At 35.0% G+C, this 23,020-nt stretch carries 22 protein-coding genes and 1 tRNA gene; 15 read left to right on the forward strand and 8 right to left on the reverse strand.

Annotation, left to right across the window (positions count from 1 at the left end; genetic code table 11):
* Positions 1–173 precede the first annotated feature (173 nt).
* Genes BGO84_RS16915 through BGO84_RS16925 form a run of 3 tightly spaced genes read left to right on the forward strand, consistent with a single transcriptional unit; the run spans position 174 to position 1,643 of the window.
* Positions 174–599, forward strand: coding sequence for a phage holin family protein (locus tag BGO84_RS16915; RefSeq protein WP_291030971.1), 426 nt, complete (start codon positions 174–176; stop codon positions 597–599).
* Positions 592–1,119, forward strand: coding sequence for a glycosyl hydrolase 108 family protein (locus BGO84_RS16920; RefSeq protein ID WP_291030973.1), 528 nt, complete (start codon positions 592–594; stop codon positions 1,117–1,119). Before BGO84_RS16915 ends, BGO84_RS16920 begins: the two co-directional genes overlap by 8 nt.
* Positions 1,116–1,643 carry a hypothetical protein gene (locus BGO84_RS16925; RefSeq protein ID WP_291030975.1) on the forward strand — a complete coding sequence of 176 codons (528 nt, stop codon included), beginning with the start codon at positions 1,116–1,118 and terminating at the stop codon, positions 1,641–1,643. The genes BGO84_RS16920 and BGO84_RS16925 overlap by 4 nt, the downstream gene beginning before the upstream one ends.
* Before the next feature lie 67 nt (positions 1,644–1,710).
* Here BGO84_RS16925 and BGO84_RS16930 read toward each other — a convergent pair whose 3' ends face one another.
* The 3 genes from BGO84_RS16930 to BGO84_RS16940 all read right to left on the reverse strand — a co-directional run bounded on the left by BGO84_RS16930 (position 1,711) and on the right by BGO84_RS16940 (position 4,684).
* Positions 1,711–2,889 (reverse strand): site-specific integrase, encoded by a 1,179-nt coding sequence (locus BGO84_RS16930; protein WP_291030977.1) that lies wholly within the window; start codon positions 2,887–2,889, stop codon positions 1,711–1,713.
* Between the two features lie 115 nt (positions 2,890–3,004).
* Positions 3,005–3,076: transfer RNA gene (locus tag BGO84_RS16935), tRNA-Met, on the reverse strand.
* 123 nt (positions 3,077–3,199) lie between these two features.
* A complete protein-coding gene (locus tag BGO84_RS16940; protein ID WP_291030979.1) occupies positions 3,200–4,684 on the reverse strand; it encodes a DUF3078 domain-containing protein in 1,485 nt (494 codons plus the stop codon).
* 413 nt (positions 4,685–5,097) lie between these two features.
* Here BGO84_RS16940 and BGO84_RS16945 point away from each other — a divergent pair, with 413 nt between their 5' ends.
* Positions 5,098–6,231, forward strand: coding sequence for a matrixin family metalloprotease (locus BGO84_RS16945; protein ID WP_291030980.1), 1,134 nt, complete (start codon positions 5,098–5,100; stop codon positions 6,229–6,231).
* Positions 6,232–6,258: 27 nt separating this feature from the next.
* On the opposite strand, the gene BGO84_RS16950 is transcribed toward BGO84_RS16945, so the two are convergent.
* The gene (locus BGO84_RS16950) at positions 6,259–7,077 is read right to left on the reverse strand and encodes an alpha/beta hydrolase (RefSeq protein WP_291030982.1); all 819 of its coding nucleotides are present in this window, start codon (positions 7,075–7,077) and stop codon (positions 6,259–6,261) included.
* 101 nt (positions 7,078–7,178) lie between these two features.
* Entirely contained in the window at positions 7,179–8,201 is a 1,023-nt protein-coding gene (locus BGO84_RS16955) for an outer membrane beta-barrel protein (protein WP_291030984.1), read from the reverse strand.
* 271 nt (positions 8,202–8,472) lie between these two features.
* Between BGO84_RS16955 and prmA the strand changes: the two genes are divergently transcribed.
* Positions 8,473–9,312 (forward strand): 50S ribosomal protein L11 methyltransferase, encoded by an 840-nt coding sequence (gene prmA / locus BGO84_RS16960; protein WP_291030986.1) that lies wholly within the window; start codon positions 8,473–8,475, stop codon positions 9,310–9,312.
* Between the two features lie 287 nt (positions 9,313–9,599).
* Here prmA and BGO84_RS16965 read toward each other — a convergent pair whose 3' ends face one another.
* Complete coding sequence (locus BGO84_RS16965) at positions 9,600–10,979, reverse strand: C1 family peptidase (protein WP_291030988.1); 1,380 nt, start codon at positions 10,977–10,979, stop codon at positions 9,600–9,602.
* Positions 10,980–11,147: 168 nt separating this feature from the next.
* Here BGO84_RS16965 and BGO84_RS16970 point away from each other — a divergent pair, with 168 nt between their 5' ends.
* A complete protein-coding gene (locus tag BGO84_RS16970; RefSeq protein WP_283687118.1) occupies positions 11,148–12,368 on the forward strand; it encodes an MFS transporter in 1,221 nt (406 codons plus the stop codon).
* A 79-nt stretch (positions 12,369–12,447) separates the two neighbouring features.
* Here the strand turns inward: BGO84_RS16970 and BGO84_RS16975 are convergent, their stop codons facing one another.
* Positions 12,448–13,347: a PfkB family carbohydrate kinase gene (locus tag BGO84_RS16975; RefSeq protein WP_291030990.1), complete on the reverse strand. Its 900-nt coding sequence runs from the start codon at positions 13,345–13,347 to the stop codon at positions 12,448–12,450.
* Between the two features lie 267 nt (positions 13,348–13,614).
* On the opposite strand from BGO84_RS16975, the gene BGO84_RS16980 reads away from it, so the two are divergent.
* From BGO84_RS16980 to BGO84_RS17010, 7 genes are all read left to right on the forward strand, one after another.
* Positions 13,615–14,043, forward strand: a complete 429-nt coding sequence (locus BGO84_RS16980) for a YbaN family protein (protein WP_283687115.1) — start codon at positions 13,615–13,617, stop codon at positions 14,041–14,043.
* 120 nt (positions 14,044–14,163) lie between these two features.
* The gene (locus BGO84_RS16985; RefSeq protein WP_006842800.1) at positions 14,164–14,475 is read left to right on the forward strand and encodes a DUF3467 domain-containing protein; all 312 of its coding nucleotides are present in this window, start codon (positions 14,164–14,166) and stop codon (positions 14,473–14,475) included.
* Positions 14,476–14,513: 38 nt separating this feature from the next.
* The gene (gene ald, locus BGO84_RS16990) at positions 14,514–15,620 is read left to right on the forward strand and encodes an alanine dehydrogenase (protein WP_291030992.1); all 1,107 of its coding nucleotides are present in this window, start codon (positions 14,514–14,516) and stop codon (positions 15,618–15,620) included.
* 175 nt (positions 15,621–15,795) lie between these two features.
* Positions 15,796–17,355, forward strand: a complete 1,560-nt coding sequence (locus BGO84_RS16995; protein ID WP_291030994.1) for a cytochrome ubiquinol oxidase subunit I — start codon at positions 15,796–15,798, stop codon at positions 17,353–17,355.
* A 33-nt stretch (positions 17,356–17,388) separates the two neighbouring features.
* Positions 17,389–18,534 (forward strand): cytochrome d ubiquinol oxidase subunit II, encoded by a 1,146-nt coding sequence (locus BGO84_RS17000; RefSeq protein ID WP_291030996.1) that lies wholly within the window; start codon positions 17,389–17,391, stop codon positions 18,532–18,534.
* A gap of 300 nt (positions 18,535–18,834) precedes the next feature.
* Positions 18,835–19,224 (forward strand): DUF1398 family protein, encoded by a 390-nt coding sequence (locus tag BGO84_RS17005; protein ID WP_291030998.1) that lies wholly within the window; start codon positions 18,835–18,837, stop codon positions 19,222–19,224.
* 432 nt (positions 19,225–19,656) lie between these two features.
* The gene (locus BGO84_RS17010; RefSeq protein WP_291031000.1) at positions 19,657–20,616 is read left to right on the forward strand and encodes a DUF4421 domain-containing protein; all 960 of its coding nucleotides are present in this window, start codon (positions 19,657–19,659) and stop codon (positions 20,614–20,616) included.
* A 75-nt stretch (positions 20,617–20,691) separates the two neighbouring features.
* Here BGO84_RS17010 and BGO84_RS17015 read toward each other — a convergent pair whose 3' ends face one another.
* Complete coding sequence (locus BGO84_RS17015) at positions 20,692–21,267, reverse strand: superoxide dismutase (protein ID WP_185091201.1); 576 nt, start codon at positions 21,265–21,267, stop codon at positions 20,692–20,694.
* A gap of 324 nt (positions 21,268–21,591) precedes the next feature.
* On the opposite strand from BGO84_RS17015, the gene BGO84_RS17020 reads away from it, so the two are divergent.
* Positions 21,592–22,470 (forward strand): LuxR family transcriptional regulator, encoded by an 879-nt coding sequence (locus tag BGO84_RS17020; RefSeq protein ID WP_291031002.1) that lies wholly within the window; start codon positions 21,592–21,594, stop codon positions 22,468–22,470.
* A gap of 8 nt (positions 22,471–22,478) precedes the next feature.
* Positions 22,479–22,964 (forward strand): hypothetical protein, encoded by a 486-nt coding sequence (locus BGO84_RS17025; RefSeq protein WP_291031005.1) that lies wholly within the window; start codon positions 22,479–22,481, stop codon positions 22,962–22,964.
* Positions 22,965–23,020: the final 56 nt, after the last annotated feature.

Here is a 23,020-nt window from a genome sequence, read left to right on the forward strand (position 1 = left end):
CGAATTTAGGGCTTGTTAAAAAATCGGCCTCATTGACGGCAGCACAGCCTTCAGCTACAGCCCCTGTAGCCTATGACGCTGCATATATTAAGGGTATGCGTGACAGAACGGAAGATTTGATACAAAAGTTAAAGGATGCCGGAATACTGGCATAATAATTAATAAAAAATATTATGGATAACAATTATACAGACGGATTCTTAATTGGATTGCTTGAGTTCTTTATTTGGGCGAAATGGCTTCTAGTATTGGCTTTTCTTTTGACAATGGCAGATTTGAAGTTTGGTATATCGGCAGCTAAATATCGCAACGAAATAGTTAAGCGATCGAGAGCTGTAAGGCGTACACTCGATAAGATAACAAACTATTGCCTTTGGATAATACTTGCCTATACTTTCGGGCAGGCATTCGGACAACCTTTCGGGATTGATCTAATGCCTCTTATTATCTTACTTGTTATTTATGGAGTTGAGCTTGAAAGTATCTATGTAAACTATTTTGCAACTAAAGGCAAAAAGGTAAAAGTAAATGTCTTTAAATTCTTTGGAAAGAAAGCAGATATCATAGAAGTAGAAGAAAAGGAGGACGATAATGGCTGATATAAATAAATTAATTCCTTTTATTTTCAAATGGGAGGGTGGTTTCGTCGATGATCCTGCTGATTTTGGCGGCGCAACAAATATGGGTGTTACGATTGGCACCTGGCGAAAAGTGGGATATGACAAAGACGGCGACGGTGATATCGATGTAGACGATCTCAAGCTACTCACAAGAGAGGATGTTGTAAATCGAGTACTAAAGCCTCACTATTGGGGTAGATGGAAAGCTGATAAGATAAACAACCAATCCATAGCAAATATCCTTGTGGATTGGGTGTGGGCTTCGGGTGCATGGGGAATAAAATATCCTCAAAGAATACTGAGGGTTACGGATGATGGAGTTGTAGGTACTAAGACATTGGAGGCCATCAACAACTATCCGGATCAGTCAGAGTTGTTTAAAAAACTTTGGCTCAGACGAAAACAACACTTCGAAGATATTGTAGCTGCGAAGCCATCACAAAAAGAATTTATCAAAGGATGGCTGAATAGATTGAATGATTTTAAATATATCTCATGAAATATTATGTTATTGTATTTTTTATTTTGTGTTTTCTTGCTTGCCGTTCTAATCGGAATGTTGATCGCACAATACAGGAAGGATCGAAAACAGAGACTTCAAAATCGATTGATCGCAAAGACAGTTCTACCGTGGATACAGAATACCAGGAATCGAGAACTAAGGTATCGAATGAAGTCCGATTTATCCGCACTACCGCATACCGACCCGATGGAACAATACGATCTATACAAGAAGAATGGTGGGGTTCTGGATCTACTGAGTTGGTTGATAGCCGAGGACGATCATCTGAGAATACCGTAACAGAAATAAAGAACGATAGTACCGCCGTTACCGAATCAAAAAAAGATCTTAAAGAAAAGATACAATCGAGCTCAGATAGTCGTCCTGTTCAGGGCGTAGAATGGTTTTATATTGCACTCGGTTTCGGTGCGCTAGTATTAGTTGCTTTAGCCGTGAGTTTGATTATAAAATACAGAAGTAAAATATTTTCATTCTTCAGAAAATTAGTTTTTAGAATATAGATGTTTTTCATGGTATTAGAATTTAGGTTATTTGAATCGCCTTGCTTGTGAAAGTCGGGCGATTGTTTTATAATATACCTTCATGCTTAGCTATTATTTTGTTTGCTTCTTGTATGTCATGCGGTGTATATTTGTCTGTCATATCTATTGTAGAGTGCCGTGCCTGGTCTCTTACCGTTAGAACATCGTATTGTCGCAGCATACTTGTGATGCCTGTATCTTTTAGAGAATAGAACTGATAACTTGCCGGAAAACCTATTTTCTTTCTTACTGTGTTCGCCCAGTAGTCGGTAAATTGTTTTTCGTGTTTATGCTTATTACCCGGCATAAATTTATCCGAAAACAGATAATAGTGTCCCGGATAATTGAATATCTTCAGGTCTAACATAAGATGTATCACTCTTTCGGGAATAGTTACAGTACCGCCTTTACCGTTTTTCGAATGTTCCGGCTTTATATATAAGGTTTGCTTTTGTATCGATATGTCCGATATCTTGATAAAACTCATTTCTTTTCTTCTTACAAACGTGTAATGTATGATATAGCATGCCAGTAGAAAATATATATTTTCGGTTTTCAGATACTCATATAGCCTCTTTATATCCTTATCGGGTATTGTTGTCCTTATCTTCTTCTGATTGCGTTTGCTGATAGATGCTACGCCTTCCGACGGTTTTACTTTCACGTATTGATGTTCTGTCAGAAAGGAACTGAATATACGTATAAAAGCAAGGTAGTTGTTTCTTGTCTGTACCGAGTTCTTTCTACCTATATATATTTCTTCCAAAAAATCAGAGATAAACGCCCTGTCGAACTGATAAATGTAAACGATCGGTGTTTTTCTCAATTTATTCCACTCTTCTATATTCTTCAGCTTCGATATATAGTCTCTGTAAGTATCTTCTCTGAGTACTCCATCGTTTAAGTATTTAAGAATGATTTTTCGATAATGATTGCATGTATCAGTAAAGGTATGATATGCTTTTTCGTTTTCCGATTCTATCCACGGGTTCCATCCATCTTCGAGTTTTTGTATTAGCCGTTTCATCAGGCCGTCTGCGTAACGTCGTCTTTGCCCTATTTTTTCAATGTGGTTTAGTTTGATTTTTTTTCGGCGCATCTTCTGTTGTGCCGGATCGTATGCATAAAACTTTATATACCAGTCTACACCTTCAACTAGTGAAGGGACAGTATATTTTTTTATAGCATCGATATCTGTTGTTGATTTTATATTGTCAGGTTTCATGTCTTATAGATATTTTACAAAATCTAATTAAAACATACTGACCCGCTACTGACCCGCTAGTGTTATATAAAAAGAAAGGAAACTGTTTGCATAAAACAGTTTCCGCTTATTTTAGTTGCGGAGACCGGATTCGAACCGATGACCTCCAGGTTATGAGCCTGGCGAGCTACCACTGCTCCACCCCGCGATCTTGTGAGTGCAAAAGTATAGAAATAATCATAACATTCCAAATAAAAATGGGTAAATAAATAAATTATTTCTATACTTGTAAGTTACTTATTGATTACAAGGATGTTAAAAAAGAAATATATTACCACGTATAAGTAAGTCCAAAACCTACCATCTCATTATATTGAAAATATCCCCAATCTCCTTTTTTAGTCGGAGGTACACCATCGTCATAGCGCAAGTAGAAATAAATAGAAGTTGATAAAAATCTATTTAGGTTCATTGTGTATTTATTTTCACATTCAAATAGTATTTTCTCATAGTTTGTAAAATACATAATTCGACTTGTGAATTTGTTATATCGGTTAAATGAGTATGATATATCTGCCTTAACAGTAGACCCTAAATCCAGTTTACTTTTCTTCCCTTCATCTACTCCATATCTCGACTTGTCCACCATTGTATCAGCTACTAAAGTGTAGTTAATAGAGGCTGGAGATAGTTCTAACGACAAGTTTAATCGCTTGTATTTATCTTTAGGTGATATGTTTTCTGTAGTGTATCGCATACCAATACCCGAATTGACAACTAAAGGAGAAAATAAAGATCTTACTCTTGATTCACTGTTTACAGGATAACCTCTGAATATTGGTGTTTCTACCTTTAAGTTGACATTGTATGACCATTTTTTAAATGCAGTTATTCCAAAAAGACTACTGTTTCTTACATAATCTTCAATGATACTAATTTTATGGAATTTGTCGGCAGGTGTTCTCTGAACATTTAAACGCCATTCGAAAGTGTTTTCAAAACTAGTCTTGTTTTTCTTATACTTTACATTCAGCTTGTGATAATTAATTATGCTAAAGTTGCTATTCCCTCCATTGTACCAATTGTCTGAAAGCTCATTCTGATTTATCTGCAATGAATGTTCTCCTGTTCTGATCCAATACACCGGTTTTATTCGTATTTTCTCTACTTCCGGTTTATTGATGCCTATCGGATCATCAGTTGTAAGTAAATCTTGGAATATACTCTTTTTCTCGACTATAGTCTCCTTTAAGAGAGGAATGTCTTTAAAATGAAACGCATTCAATTTAACCCTTTGTGGGTTATTCATGTAGTATTGTCTTCTTTCAGCCTCTATCTCCTTAATCCGTGCAAGTTTAGGGGCAAATGTACTATCCGGAGATATCAAATGAAACTCGCTTGTAGTATCATTTTCTGATTTTTTTGATAAGAAGTCCATATCTGATGGTAATATCTTTCCATCAAAAACAACAGGTAAGAATACCGGATCAAAAATCACCGTATCTCTAAATGATACATGATCATCAAATGGCATCCAATCATTTTTTAGAATAAGCAGTCCTTTTTCATCTCTTAAAGGTTGCAGATTACTCGCATTTAATCCTTTTGCATAAGCAGAGTCGATTCTTAACGGAGCCGAAAATCCTTTGGTTGTATCTCGTGTTGAAATCTTCTTGAGTTGCCTGTCTATATTTGTTATATCTTTCAAAATACTATCTTTCTGTTGCCTTACAAGACCTGTATTCTGTGCATTTACAGATGTAGAAAATATAAACAAACATATAATAAAACAGAGGTAGACTTTATTTACTCTCATTTTACTTATCTTTTTCAGAGAAAGTTATCCTTAATAATTTTCATTTTATAAGATGCAAATTTAGTAATTAAATCCTATATTTAATGCTTTAAGTAATCTAAAACGTTTATTGTCGTATGTCGTCCAGGCTGAAAGATGTATTACAAAAAGCTGATGAAAAGAGGTGGATATTATCTTAAGTATGACACACAGTTTTTTTATTGGTATATTATCATTAGCTTTGAGTAAAGTTTATTAAATAAATATTGTAGATATATCTTTTAGAATTTCACAGCATTTACAAAACACTCTACTAGATTCTTCAATTTTAAATTGCAAAAGATTAATATACATTATATTAATTTAATGTTAAACCGAAATATTACAAACTTAAAAACTCATTATCATGAAAAAAATATTTTTATTCTTATTGTGTGCCTTTTTTTTTATTTTCCTGTAGTCAAGAAAATATAGATCAGCTATCAGAATCAGAAAATTATAATGCTCGAAAAAGTGAAAATATTTATGTTTGTACCGCTGACTTTTATGAAGGTAATGATTTTCCTTCAAATCAAAAAGCAGCGATTCTAAAAACGAAGAAATGGGAAGATGAAAGTATTATTACTATAAAGTTTTTAAATGGTAGTCCTTCTCTTGAAGATAAGGTTATGAAATATGTATTGGAATGGGGGAAACTTATTAATCTTGAATTTAGGAAAAATCCTAGAGGAAATGCTGATATCAAAGTGGCTTTTAAATGGAATGGAGATAAGACATCATGGTCTTATCATGGGACTGACAGCAAAACAATACTTCAGGATCAGCCGAGTATGAACTTTGGATGGCTTGATGAAAGTACTTCTGAAGAAGAGTTTAGACGTGTAGTTCTTCATGAATTTGGACATGCATTAGGTTTAGTTCATGAACATTTACATCCAATAAATAATATTCAATGGAATAAAGGCGTTGTATATGCATATTATGCACAGCAAGGATGGAATAAAGCTACTGTTGATCGCAACATTTTTAATAAATTTACGACTACGCAGACAAATTATAGTACATATGATAAATATTCAATTATGCACTATGATATACCTTCAAGTCATACTTTAAATAATTACTCTGTTGGCATAAATAATGTACTATCCCAAAAAGATATTGAGTTCATATCCCAGCAATATCCCATAAAAACGGCAAAGAATGCACTATTCTATGGGAAAGATCATATAAAAGTAGGTGAATCTAGAACATCTGAGAATGGAGTATATTCCCTGACCCTTGAAAATACAGGAGATCTAATTCTAAGAAAGAATAACAATACTATTCTTTGGTCAATTGAAACTGGTTATAATAATGTCACAGCAGTATCTATATCAATTGTTAGGTTTCAAATAAATTTAGATTTTAAACTGAGTTCTATCAGTAGACCTCTATCAGTACCTCTTTATATTGGAGATCGAATTTCATATGATTCATCGTTAAATCTTCGGATAGAAAATAATGGAAATCTTGTACTCGATACTGGGAATAAAATTATATGGAAGTCCAATACGGATGGGAAATAGTAATTTCTTATGGCATACCTTTTTAATTCAAATCTCCAAAATATTATATGAATATAATATTTTGGAGATTTTCTCTTTATATTGTTCATTATATGTTATACCATTATGTCCTTCATTCGTTAATATGACTAACGAATCTTCTTTTTTGAACAAGGAGCTAAGCATTATCGAATTCTTATAATTTATAACCATGTCTGCGTCTCCATGAAAAATAACAATGGGCATTTTACAATTAGTAATATATTTATATGTCTCTAATTTATATTTTACCAAAAAGCGAGGGATGACGGGGCAGATACCATGAATGATATCAGTCATAGAATAGTACGGAGCTTGTAGGATTAATAAGTGAGGATTATTGACTGATGCCAGCCAAGTTGCGGGGCATGTACCTATCGAATAGCCTAATACAATAATGTTATCTTCATCATACAATTCTTTCATTTTATTATAGGCCGTTTGTACATCTTCGAATAATCTTCTCTGACTACGAATTTCTCCTTCACTTTTGCCAAAACCTCTATAATCCAATAAAAATACATCGTATCCTAACTCTGTATAAAGAGAAGCCACACTTCCCCATGAATCTAAAGCTCCGGCGTTGCCATGCAGATAGAAAATTAACCCTTTAGATTCATGTGCTCTGAAAAGTAGTCCATTCAGCTTTAATCCATCGTCTGTTTGTATATATAGCCCCTCAAAATTTTCTTTAAAATTGAATTTATAATCTTTGCCTAACTTATCAGGATAGAACAAGAACCTTTCTTGGTAAAAGTAGAAAGCACCGCAAAATATTATATAAAAAGCTAATGCTATAGCAAGAAACCGAATCGCAATTTTTACCATTATATCGTATTCGTTATGTAATCAATAGGTAATAAAAAAGCATACATGGATAATTCATGTATGCTAAGTTAATATTAAATATAGAAAAGAATAAGCAGATATTACAAATTAAACTCTACACTTACAAATAAATATCTTTGTGATTTTGAATGATCAGGATTCAGATTTCTAAAGTTAGGAGCAATTTTCAATTGCTTTACCGGTTGAAATTCTACTCCGATCATCATCAACTGACCATCAAGACTATTCCATTCTGTATTAAAACTATTCGGAGCCGAAGAGTCTACAAGATCGTAACGAGCAAATGTTCTCCATTTAGGAGCCAGTGCGATTGATGTATAGACAGAATACCCGAAATAATCTTTCTTCTCAACAAATCCTTTGTTAAAAACGCGGTTGTATTCAGCACCGGCAGAAATATTTTTGTCTTTGTATCCTGCTAACACAGCCATTGTATATTGATCTTTAAAGTTTACATCTGTAACTCCTTCGGGTAAAGCATCTCTCAAGTTTTCACTTTCATTATAAACATCTCCGTATATGCGGAGTATCGTATTTTTTGTAGGATGAAGGCTCAGCCCGGCAGCATATTTCATACTATTATCCTTTTTGATCTTCTTATATCCTTCTCCGTTAGTGATCCCTAAATCTGCCGATATATACGGATTGAACGCATATTCTGCCGTTACTCCCATATCTACACTTGGTCCCATTTTGTTTAAGTCCTGAAATGATTTCATCACATAACGGTGCATCCAGTATGTTTCTTGTACGCTAAAGCCCATTAGCCCAATTAATCCGGCATTAACACTAAAGCCTTTATCACTCCAGTTTACAAAAGCATTTCGTAGATATACTTCGAGTCCATCGGAAGATGTTTTTCCTGCAGCGCCATCAATAACGACTTGAGCCTGTAACGTACGTGTGAATTTATAATTATATCCAAGGAGAGCTCTTGTGATATCAAACCCTGACTTATCATCATCACCAAAGCCTTTACTAAAATCAAGAAAGCTTCGAGCAATAACCTTCCCCGATGGCTTAAAGGCTAAAGAATCCTGAGCATAAGAGGTGGCACTACAAAGTATAGAAAATAGAAAGAAAATAGAAAAATATCGTTTCATACTCACAGTTTATAATTTCTCACAAAGTAAAATGAAAAGATTTGAAAATATAATCTTCACATTATTAATGTTTTGTTAAGATAATATGACGAAAAATATACAGAATGTGTATATTTGTGTATTGCGCTGTATTCTAAGTGAATAGTAAGTGCTTTTTATTTTATTTAAAATCACAGAAAGATTATTTGTCGCTGTGTAAAACTAAATTTAAAAAGCAAAGACGACTTCATTATAAAACACTACTTTTGCAACAACGCAAATTAATATTAATATGAAATATACAGAAGTAACTTTTACGTGCTCTCCCAACGACGAGATAGTTAACAGTATTCTATCTGCAACTATTGCTGATATAGGCTTCGAGAGCTTTGTTGAGAACGAACTGGGGACTACGGCATACATTCAAAGCGATTTGTTTGATGAGGCTCAATTGAACGAAATTTTAGAAAATTTTCCTTACGAAGCAAAGATAACTTATACCTATAAGGAGATTGAAGAGAAAAATTGGAACGAAGAATGGGAAAAAAACTATTTTCAGCCTTTGATTATCGATGATAAATGTATAATACAAAGCACCTTTCATAATGCTCCGGCGATATATGACTATAACATATATATAGATCCTAAAATGGCATTTGGAACCGGTCATCATCAAACTACCGAGCTGATGATAAGAGAAATATTGAAAGAAGACTTCACCGGAAGATCTTTGCTTGATATGGGTACCGGGACAGCTATCCTGGCTATCTTAGCCTCAATGCGTGGAGCCGGACCGATTGAAGCAATAGATATTGATCAGTGGGCATACGACAATGCGATGGAGAATATAAAATTGAATGGCATAGATAATATTACGGTTAGGATAGGAGGGGCAGACCTGCTCGCGGATATGGCTTTTGATGTTATATTAGCCAATATTAATCGAAATATCCTGCTGAATGATATTCATGCTTATGCATCTGTTTTAAATAACGGTGGATGCTTGTATATGAGCGGATTCTATATTGATGATATCCCCGTTATAACCGAAGAATGCAAAAAACATGGGTTAACATTCTGTCACAATACACAAAAAGACAATTGGACTGCAGTGAAATTCCAAAAGGCCTAAAACGACATACGAGGAGGCTTCTGAATGAAACCTCCTCGTATGTTTGAGTTAATTAGGTATTAGGCTTTAAGGTAAATAAAGATTGTTTGGTTATCATTACAAAGGAACTACATTTATGAGTCCTCGCCAAAAAAAAAAACATATTATAAAACATATTTTTTATAAATTTTGCTAACCATACATGCCGATCTCTTTAATATTTTAACATTTAAAATAGCCTAGTTCCCATAGATACTTGTTTCCAAATAACTAAGAACAAGATTATTATAAATAATTTAACAAAAGGGCTAGTTCATATAATCCCACATTGGTAACTGTATCGGTTTTTGAGTCAAACAACTTTGAGCCTTAGCATCCAAATACTTCTTATGTACCACTATACGAAACATATACTCGCTAAACCATTTATCTGTAAAGGTTAAGTATCCCTTGTTTCCTGATGCTGCACCCCAACTATTTTCAAACTCCCATTTAATAGGCTGATCGCTCATATCCGTATCACATCCAACAAGAGTCATGGCATGCGTGGATCCACTTTGACGGGTTAAAATGCGCGCTTTTTTGTCCATCGACAAGTTTACACCCAGCAATGATTCATAATCATACATTTCGGGATCTAATATACCTGATTCTCTATTCATTTGTTTGCCAACATCGCATGAAGCGTACATCGGCTCATTGCTTTTTATAGAGGCTAATGCTGCTTTCTTAATATCTTCATTTGGCAAGTTCAGATATATCCAGTTTATACCTTCTATTGTGTTTTTATAATTCTGGATCTCATACAACTTGTAATATTCGCGTGTAGGATCATTCATTATCATTATATAGTTGCTCGGAGAATAATCTTCCGGTGTAATCTCTTTATAAAACTGTTGAGGCGTATAGCTGCTGAGTTCTTTTACGCTTCCGTTTTTATCCTTATATCTCCATGTAAACTGTTTTGGGGGCTCGCCAAGGCAAAGAACCAGAATTCGGTATACATCTTTCAGTATAGTTGCTTTTTCGTTTCTTAACTCCTGTATCTTTTTTCCTGAAGCTGCTTGTTCACGAAGATTATATCCTCCTCGACGCAGTTTTTCGTTTACAAGGTTAATCATCTGTCTCGTGTTATTCGAGTGTGCTGTTTCCGGCATTACTTCTTGAGGTACAACACCATATTTTGGTCCAAGATTGTAATATAGATTCCAAACCCCACCATCACTTACAGGTGACTTGAAGAGATATTCTACGGTGCGATCATCGAAAGAATCTTTGCTTGTTGCGATTATATTTTCTAAAAATAAATTTGATTTTTCAAATATATCCCAGAAATATAGATAATTGTGAGAGAAGTCAAATTCACTCAGATTGTATTTTTCGATGATGGAAGGGCGCAATACATTCATGGACGTAAACATCCAGCATCGTCCCGAACTTTTTTGATCAGTGATACCTTTAACATTTACCCGATATTTAAAGTAATGGTCTATTTTCCCTTGAAGGCTGTTGTTTAACGCATTTGCAGTAATGTTGGCATTTGATGTCAGAACGTTTTGGATAGCCTTAGTAGCGGGGTCTTCTTTAAAGCTAGACTGTATTTCCTGTAATTCTTTCTCGGTGATACTTTGAGAAGAAACAGCAAGAGAAAAACATAGCAAAAATCCCGTGAATAGATGTTTTTTCATAAAATATGTCTTTTATATTTGAATGTATAATAACTAATTATGCAAAAATACGAAATATTGATAGATATTTGTTCTACATACTGATTATAATAAATATTTGTTTAAACATAATGCTTAATCTTCATCAAAGACTTTTATCTTTGCATCGTTAAAAAAAATATCTAAGAAATGACTTCAGAAATACAACCGGCATATTCGAAACAAAGAATTAGATATGCTGTTTTATCTATTTTTATTGCTCAAGGATTATGCTTTGCCAGTTGGGCTAGCCGCCTTCCGGATATAAAGAAAGATTTTAATGTCGAAAGTTATCTACATTACGGACTATTAATGTTTCTGCTTCCGATGGGAAAGTTTATCGCTATTCCTGCAGTTGGTTTTCTGCTTCCTCGTTTAGGTAGCAAAAAAACTGTTTTAATTAGCATTATCGGATATGCGCTGTCCTTGTTTTTGGTTAGTATTGTACCCGGAATTACAGGATTAGGGATAACATTGTTCTTATTCGGTATATTTTGGAATATGACTGATATTTCGTTGAATACGCAGGCTATTGAAGTTGAACGTATTTACGGAAAGCCCATAATTGCTACATTTCATGCGAGTTGGAGCTTATCTGCGTGTATCGGAGCTATTATTGGTTATTCGATGATCAATCTGAATGTTATTACTTTCTATCATTTTCTAGGTATGACTTTGCTTGCTATAGCTATTGTTATGCTTAATTACAAATATCTTCAAGAACCTGCTAAAGCTGTTGAAAAGGAAGAGAATTTAAATGTTGCACAAGGTTCCAAAGCGAAAACAGGCAAATTGCATCTTCCTGAGTCGCTTCTCATACAGCTTGGATTGGTATGGTTATTGGCTCTTATCGTTGAAAATACAATGTTTGAATGGAGCGATGTGTATTTTCAGTCTGTGATCAAGGCACCGGAATCATTGCAAGTTGGATTTCTTGTATTTATGGTGATGATGTTTGCGGGGCGTATGCTCACTAACTTTGCATATACTATTTGGCAGAAAAAGACCGTATTGCAAATAGCAGGGGCACTTATTTTTGCAGGATTTATTATTTCCTCCCTTTTCATCGGATATTCCGACGCTTTAATCACCAAAGTAATTATTACGTCTATAGGGTTTATGCTCATCGGTTTAGGGATTTCTTGTGTTGTGCCTACTATCTACAGTATTGTAGGAGATAAGGCTAAAACTCCGGTGGGAACGGCGTTAACTATCATGTCGAGTATTAGTTTCGTTGGTCCATTTATCTCTCCATTGCTTGTAGGTTCTGTATCCGATGCTTACGGACCCAAATGGGCATATCTTATTATGAGTGTAGTTGGATTACTGATAATAGCGGCAGTATCGTTCGTGAAGAATTTAAGAAAATAGATAATTCGGTCTTATAAATAGAAAAAGGCTTTTAGTTGTTATCTAAAAGCCTTTTTTATGTATTATAAATTCAGAATAATTAAAATTCAGGTATAATCTGTTCGGCATTCTTAATCCGATCTTCAACATCTTCTTTTGTTCCGTTGAAAGGGCCCGATCCTTCTATTTTTATGGTCGCCATAGCTGCCGCAAACTTTCCGGCATCTTCTATTGTTGCTCCTTTAGCTCTCTGATATAAGTAGCCTGTAACGTAAGTATCGCCACATCCTGTTGCGTCCACTATATCTTTCGGCTTATAAGCAGGTATTTTATAGAAGTTGTTTCCATCATAGATAACAGATCCCAGACTGCCTAAAGTAACCAAAACTTCTTTTACTCCCCAAGCGTGAAGCTGTTTTGATGCCTGTTTAATGTCTTTCATGCCTGTAAGAACTTCCATTTCCAGGTCATTCACTTTCAGAACATGAACATGTTTTAGTATCTCTTCTTTATTAGCCCAGTCTATAGGGTAGACATTTTGGTCTCTCACCTCTCTTAAATACCCTTGAGAGTCTATCGCTATCAAGCCTTTTTTAGAAAGATATTCTACCAGCTCCAATGAGAAATCATCGGCAAGTAAAGCACCTAAAAGGAATATGTTGGCATCTATATCTTTTAGTGCATCAACAGAAAAAGGATCAGCTTTTGCCAACACTCGTTGAGTTCGGTTATTCTGATTCTCTTCATAGATGTTTTCAAAATAGACAGAGTGCTTACTCGGTACTACATGCACATCTACGTCTTTTGAACGTAAATCGTCCACTACAGACATTTCTGACTGAGCCAGCGATGCTACCAATGTATAATTTATATCGGTAAAATGACGAATAGCGTGTGAAAAATAAAAAGCCGTACCGCCGGGCATATGCACTGTGCTTTTGGGTGTAACTACTTTATCTAAAGTAATATGCCCAATGCAACAAAGATCATGTTTTTGCATTACTTATTTTTTTGAAATGCAAAAGTAGTAAAATTAAGTTATACCGAAGTTCTCATTTCAATTTTATTCTCTTTTTTGATAATACTAAGAGTCAGCAAAAAATGTATTTTATCTTCAATTTTTTTTGATAAGTTCAGATTATTTCCATCCTGTTAAACGATTTTCACTAGACTAATAAAGCCAATTATATTTTATTTATTCATACTTTTTTCTTTTCTTTGTTTTTGGCTTGGATACAATATCTGAACCGATACGCAATAATAGGAAATGAAAAAGTATTTATTTATAATATTAGGCTTAATCTCATTAGGCCTTGGACTATTGGGAATAGTAACTCCGGGACTTCCAACCACACCATTTATCCTTCTTACCGGCGTCTTATTTGCTAAGAGCTCGCCTCGTCTTCATCAGAAATTGTTAGATCATAAGATCACAGGACCATATATAAGGCGCGTCAATAATGGCTTTAGTACAAAAGGGTTGATTATATCTATTAGTATCATGTGGACTATGATAATCCTTACTACATTAGTTGTGTTTAAAAGTAATCAGACAATGCAATTCGTAATGTTGGGATTAGGTTTTGTCGGTACTGTTTCTCAAATAATTGTTTTACGTAAGAGAAAAAAGAAAGAAAAGGTTCTGTTAACACTTGATAACGAAGAAAAAGATAATAATAAGCTGAAGGCCTCTTAATGGGCACAAAAGAGAGTATTTATATTATAAAAATGTTGATGTTATATTTTGTTATTTTATGATATTTATTTTCCTTTGTATATGAAGGGTTATAGACTAAAAAAACAATCTAATTAAATTATGGAGAACAACGATCAGAACAATCAAATTCAAATAGAACTGCCAGATGATATTGCACAAGGCATATATTCTAATCTGGCTATTATAGCCCATTCGTCATCAGAATTTGTTATCGATTTTGTACGTATTTTGCCCGGTATGCCCAAAGCCAAAGTACAATCGAGAATAGTAATTACCCCTGAACATGCTAAACGTCTGTTGTATGCTCTGAATGAAAACATTAACCGATTTGAATCTCAAAATGGATCCATACAAGTTGATAATTCGGCAGGTTTTTTACCACCGATAAACGGTCCTATTGGAGAAGCTTAAATCAGGTATTTTATAAATAAATACAAAAAGCAAGAGAAATGAAAATTGGTATTCCTAAAGAGCTGAAAGCATTTGAAAATCGCGTTGCCGTTACGCCGGCAGGTGTGCATGAGTTGGTTGTCTGTGGACATGAGGTATATATAGAAGCCGGAGCCGGACTTGGCAGCGGAATCAATGATACTGATTACACAGCTTCCGGTGCTAAAATATTAACTACGGCAGAAGAAATTTATGCCATTTCGGATATGATTGTGAAGGTTAAGGAACCTATCCCGCAAGAATATCATCTTATCCGCGAGAATCAAATAGTGTTTACGTATTTCCATTTTGCATCTAGTCTTGAGCTAACAGAAGCTATGATAAAGAGCAAAGCTATCTGTATAGCATACGAGACCGTTGAATTGCCCGACCGCTCCTTACCGCTACTTATACCGATGAGTGAAGTGGCCGGACGTATGGCTATTCAAGAAGGAGCTCGTTTCCTTGAAAAGCCGCATCTGGGAAAAGGCGTCTTGCTTGGTGGTGTTCCGGGTGTGAAACCTGCGCACGTAATTGTAATAGGTGGTGGTATTGTTGGAGCCCAGTCGGCTAAAATAGCTGCCGGAATAGGTGCAAAAGTAACCATTCTGGATAAGAGTCTTCCGCGTCTTCGCTATTTGAGCGATATTATGCCGGCCAATGTTACAACAAGATATTCTGATACGCATACAATAAAAGAGCTGATAAAGGATGCTGACCTTATAGTGGGTGCTGTGCTTATTGCTGGCGATAAGGCTCCTCAGGTAATATCTAGAGCGATGCTTAAAGATATGCAGCCGGGAACCGTTATGGTGGATGTGGCTATCGACCAAGGAGGCTGTTTTGAGACATCAAAACCAACAACGCATTTAGATCCTGTGTTTGTTATTGATGATGTAGTGCATTACTGTGTTGCCAATATACCGGGAGCTGTTCCGATGACTTCAACGTTAGCTTTGACTAATGCTACTTTGCCGTATGCATTAAATCTGGCTAATATGGGCTGGGAGGCAGCATGCCGTGAGCATAAAGATCTACGCAAAGGATTGAATATTGTAAAAGGAGACGTTGTATATAAGGCCGTTGCTCAAAACTTCGGACTAGAATATAAAGAGTTTCAATTTTAAAAAAATAAACAGACATAATAGAGCAGATATCTGAATTCAATTTTTCCTAACTTTTTGGCAAGCTAACTTATAAATAAGGTAAGGCTGATTGTGTAAGTGAAACGTTGATCAAGATATCGACAATAAACGAGTAAAATAAAATCCTCATATATTTACTAATATAAAATTATTATTTATGGAACTACTAAATGCATCGTTAATAGACTGGTCTAGAGGTCAGTTTGCTATGACAGCAATGTATCACTGGTTGTTTGTTCCTTTGACATTGGGTCTGGGGGTCATTATGGCAATCATGGAGACAATGTATGTGCGTACAGGCAATGAAGAGTGGAAAAAAACTGCGAAATTTTGGATGACTATTTTTGGTATCAACTTTGCTATCGGAGTTGCTACAGGGATTATCATGGAATTTCAGTTTGGTACCAACTGGTCAAACTACAGCTGGTTTGTAGGAGATATTTTTGGTGCGCCATTGGCTATTGAAGCTATTGTTGCATTCTTTATGGAGGCAACATTTATTTCCATCATGTTCTTTGGATGGAAACGTGTAAGCAAGAAGGTGCACTTGGCTGCCACTTGGTTAACTATTACAGGTGCAACCCTGTCTGCTGTATGGATATTGGTGGCTAATGCTTGGATGCAATTTCCTGTTGGCATGGAATTTAATCCGGACACAACTCGTAACGAAATGGTTGACTTCTGGGCTGTAGCCTTGTCGCCGGTAGCTATAAACAAATTTTTCCATACAGTCCTTTCCAGCTGGATCTTGGGAGCTGTATTTGTGATGGGTATAGCAGCATGGTATATGCTTAAGAAAAGGGACACAGAGTTTGCTCAACAAAGTATGAAGGTTGCTACAGTTTTCGGATTGATAGCATCGTTACTTACTATTTATACAGGTCACGGTTCGGCTGTACAAGTAGCAGAAAAACAACCGATGAAACTGGCTGTAATGGAAGGTCTCTATGAAGGGGGCACAAACGAAGGATTGGTACTTTTTGGTATTCCGAATCCTTCTAAAAAATCATTCAATGACGGAGAAGATGCGTTCTTATTTCCTCCAATTAAACTTCCGGGTGCACTCTCTCTAATCGCATTCTATGATACGGAGGCATACGTGCCGGGTATTAAAGATATCATAGATGGGGGGTATCCAAAACCGGATGGAACAACTGCCTTGTCTTTTGCCGAAATGCAATCTAAAGGTAAAGCTGCTATACAGGCATTGGCAGACTATAAGAAGGCTAAAAAAGACGGAGATGATGCTTCGGCAACACAATATAAAGAAACATTGAAAGCTAACTTTGCTTACTTCGGGTATGGCTATCTTGATAGCCCCGAGCAGTTAGTTCCTAACTTATCTAAAACCGTATATTGGAGTTTCCACATTATGGTTTATCTGGGTGGATATTTTATCCTATTGTTCATGGTTATGACATTCTTTGTTTATCGAAGAAAAGATCTTGAGCAGAAAAAGTGGCTTTTGTGGATTTGTCTTTGGACCATCCCATTGGTATATGTTGCAAGTCAGGCGGGATGGTTAGTTGCCGAAGTGGGGCGTCAGCCTTGGGCTATACAAGATGTACTTCCTCTACAAGCTGCAGTGTCTGCGGTATCTACTCAATCTGTAGTGATAACATTCTGTTTGTTTTTGGCATTGTTTACCGCACTGCTTATTGCAGAGATACGTATTATGCTGAACCAAATTAAAAAAGGACCGGCAGGCTCACACTAAAACTTGATTTTTTAACTAAAAAAAGATATAACTATGGATTATTCATTTTTACAACATTATTGGTGGTTCCTTATATGCCTGATCGGGGGGATATTTGCATTCCTCTTGTTTGTTCAGGGTGGACAGTCGATGCTTTTCTCATTAGCTAAAGACGAAAAGGAACGCATGATATTGGTAAATGCATTAGGCCGTAAATGGGAATATACATTTACTACCCTTGTGACATTTGGAGGTGCATTGTTTGCATCCTTTCCATTGTTCTACTCTACCAGCTTTGGTGGTGCATATTGGGTATGGATGGCTATTTTATTCTGCTTTGTATTGCAGGCTGTATCATACGAATTTCAGTCGAAACCGGGCAATGTGTTTGGGCGTAATACTTACAGATGGTTCTTGTTTTGCAACGGACTATTAGGTACTTTTCTTGTAGGTGCGGCATTAGCCACATTCTTTACAGGATCAGATTTCACGGTGAATAAAGGAAATATGACAGATGTTTTGAATCCTGTTATCAGCCGTTGGGGTACTGAATGGCACGGACTTGAGGCTCTTGCTGACGCTCGTTGCTGGTTGCTAGGATTGACAGTGTTTTTCCTTGCCCGTACATTGGCTTGTTTGTTCTTTATCAACCGTCTTCAAGATGCTACTTTAGTAAGTCGTTCCAGAAAATATTTATTACTTAATGCAATTCCTTTTGTCGTGTTCTTCCTTGCATTTGTTATATGGACGTTTTTAGCAAAAGGTTATGCTGTAGATCCTGTGACGAAAGTAGTGGAGCTTGTACAATACAAATACTTCTTAAACATGATAGAAATGCCAATCGTAGGAGTTGTATTCCTTGTTGGGGTTCTGCTGGTATTGTTTGGTATTGGTAAAACATTATTAAGTAAGGAATATCATTCCGGTATTTGGTTTAGTGGCGTGGGTACAGTGCTAACAGTGTGTATGTTGTTGCTTATTACAGGCTTTAACAATACTGCTTACTATCCATCTTCTACAGATCTTCAGAGTTCTCTGACTATCGAAAATTCTTCATCGAGTGAGTTTACCCTTACTGTGATGAGTGTAGTTTCTTTATTTGTTCCATTTGTATTAGGATATATTATCTATGCTTGGAACTCTTTAGAGAAGAAAAAATTCGATGTCAAAGATTTGAAAGACGACGGACACGTGTATTAATATTGTATAGATATAATATAGATAAAATGGATGCCATTATAAATGGCATCCATTTTTTTTATAAAGCTGAAGGAGATTAGCCCTATAAAAAAGAGAATTTGTAAGCTTTTATATATTTTATTTATCTTAAAATTGAAATTATATTTTCAATTTTCTATCAATCTATTGAATATTTTATCAAAATATTCAATTTGTCTAAAATGTGTAAATATTCAGATACTTATAACTATTCGTAAATATTAGGTTGAATGAACATTTGATCTGATTATTTTGTTTATAATATCGAATCAAATAGTGAACATGTTTACACTCCGTCAAATAGAAGACGCTCATTCTAAAGTTAAGAGTGGTGCTGATTTTCCTCAGTATATCCGCGATCTTATTGCCATGGGGGTATCAAGGTATTCTATTTATGTGAATGATGGTCATGCCGAATACATCAGCAATGATGGACGCATAGTTTTGTCGGAGGCTGAGTATGAAAAATTACATATAATATCTGATACTGATATTATAAAATTTAAGCAGTATCTGAGAGCACATCAACAAGGTAAGACTAATTACTTTACTTTTTGTGAGAATTCGGCAGAAACAGGTATTTATAAATGGGAAATAGATACAGCAAATAAGACTTGTATTTACTATGATTCATTTGGGAACTTTGTCCTAGAAGAAAAAATACCGATATGAGAATTATTCTGAGCTCTGTTACTCTTATTAGGTCTTAAAGAAGAACTAAAACTTATAACGACTAAAAGAACAAAAATAATGATATAAATCTATTTATCTATTTCATTCTTAGATATTATGCGTAATTAAAAAACTGGAGAATGAAATTCAGGTATTCTATACTATGTATTAACAGATCGCAGTAGTACCCTTACTCATCAAAATAATTTATTCAAAAAAAATAATTATTCAAAGTGAGAATTGAGAAGAATATCTATAATAGTCGGACTTTCCAACCTTTTCAATTTGACTCCGTATTCTTCTATTTACCTATTAGAATACGGAGATTTAATATCTACACCTTTCTTATAATTAACTAAAAACATTAACTTATATACTTTTTAGGTAGTAGGATCGTTTATATTACGTAATTTGCCGAATAAAACTTGTTAAATGTTTCTTATTGCTAGAATTTTAAAGTATTGTAAATTTATATTTCTTCTAATATTTTTATTAACTCCTTTTATAATCCGGGCTCAGGTAGATAGTACATACATTCAACCGTATGAACATGAGCTGTCTCTGAAACCTCATGTATATTATAAATATACTTCACTAACTCATGAGATAGATGATAATAATGAAATAACCTATATGCCCAATAGTCCTGTGAGTTTGGGACTAGGCATCACGTACAAAAATTATTCTATAAGTGGGGGATATGGGTTTGGATTTATGCGCGATAAGGATCGGGGAAAGACGGCGATATTTGATTTTCAATATCACTATTATGGACGAAAATTTATCGCTGATGTTTTTTTTCAACAATATAAAGGTTTTTATACTGAGCAAAATGATGAGGTGTTTACTCTGTATCCCGATATAAGTATAATCCAATATGGAGTGTTTGGACAGTATGTATTCAATAATAAGAAATTTTCTTATAAAGCAGCATTTAACCAAAGTGAAAAGCAACTCAAATCTGCCGGAAGCTGGCAATTGGGTGGAGGAATATACTACAATCAAGTACGCTCTGATAGTACATTACAGCTAAACCAATATAAGAGATTAAGAAACTATCAATTGAGTGTTAGTGGAGGATATGTTTATAATTGGATAATCAGTAAAAACTTCTATTTATCGGGAGGCGTCTCAGTGGGTTTGAATATAGGAAGCGAGAATCTGAGCTCTTTCAAAAAAGTTGAAATCTCCCCATCCGTATTTCCTCGTATATCTATGGGGTATAATGCGGAGGATTGGTCTATTTGTTTGTCTGTGGTTGTGAATCAGATATATGTTGCTAATTCTAAGCTGTTGAAAATGACTTTAAATACGGGAACTATGCAGATGAGCTACACTAAACGATTTAGTGTTACTCCTAAATTTGTGAAGAAAATAAAATATATCAATTAATATCTGAAACTATAATATATAAAAAAGCTCCTTAGTAATAAGGAGCTTTTTTAATATCTAAAAGTTGTTTTTTTCTTAATAGCGAGCTTCTACTGCATTCCAGTCGATAATCTTCCAAAGCTCAGCAAGATGGTCTGCGCGACGGTTTTGATAGTCTAGATAATATGCATGTTCCCATACATCAAAGCCCAATAGTGGAGTTAATCCTTTTGTAATCGGATTTCCTGCATTAGGTTCTTTTGTTATTTGTAGTTTTCCTGCATTATCTTTTGCAAGCCATACCCATCCTGAACCAAATACTCCTGTACCGGCTGTTACAAATTCTTTCTTGAAGTTTTCGAAAGATCCCCACTCAGCATTGATCGCTTCGGCAAGTTTACCTTTAGGTTCGCCGCCACCGTTAGGACTGAATGAAAGGAAATATATGTTGTGGTTCAATGTCTGGCCGGCATTGTTAAAAATAGCTCCATCGCTTTCTTTTACAATTGTTTCTAGGTCTGCATTTTCAAACTTAGTACCTTGAATCAGATTGTTCAGATTTGTAATATAAGTCTGAAGGTGTTTACCATAATGTAATTCAATTGTTTGTTGACCAATTACAGGTTCTAGAGCATTTGTTGCATACGGCAACTTTGGTAATTCAAATTTCATAGTTCTTGTTTTTTGATTGTTATTATTTATATTTTGTGCGTTTACAGAGCTGATTATCAGTCCTGAGAGCATTATACACGTGAATAAAATCTTTTTCATATATAGTGTTCTTTATCTTTGTATATAATATGTAAACAATTGTCCTCCGTATTTGTTTATTACAGAACTCTAGATTTGCTATCGATTGTTTTTAACAGATTATTGTTAAAATCTATAAGCATTGAGTAATAATAGGTTTAATATAAAATTACTGGTATAAAATAGAAATATGTTTTCAGAATTAATCTGTACTTTTGCTTACGGAAAAAACGAAAACCTAAAGTTATGCTTTTTTTAGAATCATCATCCATTTTATCGGAAGTAATAGAAGATAATCATCAGCTGATACCTGTTGTTAATCGTTTTGGAATCAAGCTCGGACTTGGTGATAAAAGTATAGGCGAGATATGCGATTCGGTTGGAGTAAATACAGAATTTTTTCTTGTAATACTGAATACTTTTCTTAACGAAGATTATTTTCCTCAAAAGAAGCTTCAGAAGTTCGATATCCAGCTTGTTATTAAGTATTTGAAGCAGACAGATGCATATCTGATTCATGGGCAGTTATACAACTTTGAGAAGCATCTGAAAGCTTTCATCGGTATGAGCGACCCCAACAATGCTCAAATGAAACTCATCAGTAGACTGTTTTCCGAATTTAAAGAGGAATTAATGGTTCAGATAGAGCAGGGAATGGTAAATGGAGATGCTCCTCTTGCCTTGTTGACCGATCTCAAGAGCATCATAATAAGGCATATATCGGGTAATTTTAATGAGAATATGTGTTATGCTGTTATATTTACAATAGACAGCTTTCAGAAAGATCTGGAGAAGCATAATCGCATAAGAGAAAAGGTGCTGAAACCAATGATTGACGAATTGTCCGAATCGGGAATTGAAGACCTGCAAGAACTTTTTGTTAGTGGCCGCATTACGCGTGATAACAAGAGGCAGCCTCTATCTGAAAGAGAACTGGATGTCCTTCGTCTTATTGCATTAGGCTTTTTAAATAAAGAGGTGGCAGATAAATTAAATATAAGTTTGAACACAGTGCTTTCGCACAGAAAAAATATAACAGCTAAGCTCGGAATAAAAACAGTTTCTGGACTTATCTTTTATTGTATAACACATGGCTATATTTCAGCCGATGAAATTGAATTATAGAGAATCGTATGGAAAAGAAAAACAGGTATTTGTCGTTTGAGCTTATTTTTGCTCTGCTTTTTATTATAGCTTTCTTTCTTCCCTGGCTCGATAAGTGGGGTGTTAAAATTGTAGGGTGGGATGTGCCCGATTTACAAAAAAAGATAACGAAGGCTACCAACTTTATTAAGTTCTTTTCCAAGAATAAAGAGTGGGTATATAGTACTCATGTGGTCTATTTAGTACCTTTGTTTAGTGTAATTACAATTGGTTTTTGGATTATGCTAAGACAAAAAACGGCAAGAGTTCTTTTACTAATAACAAGTATATTTGCTTTCATTGTTTCTCTGAACTTGTTCTACAAACTGCCGGGAGCGGGTAGTGGCGTATATTTGTTGTGTGCTGCTTCTATCTTGTCGATAATTTATCTGGTTGTTGTTTTCCGAAGCAAGAAAGAGAATAAGAAAGACTTGATTGAGACTACTCCTGAGATTGATGGAAAAGAAATAGAATAAACAATACTCTCATATATTATAAAATCACCCCGATCATACAATATGACCGGGGTGAT

This window comes from Dysgonomonas sp. 37-18 (assembly GCF_001899125.1).
Lineage (GTDB): Bacteria > Bacteroidota > Bacteroidia > Bacteroidales > Dysgonomonadaceae > Dysgonomonas.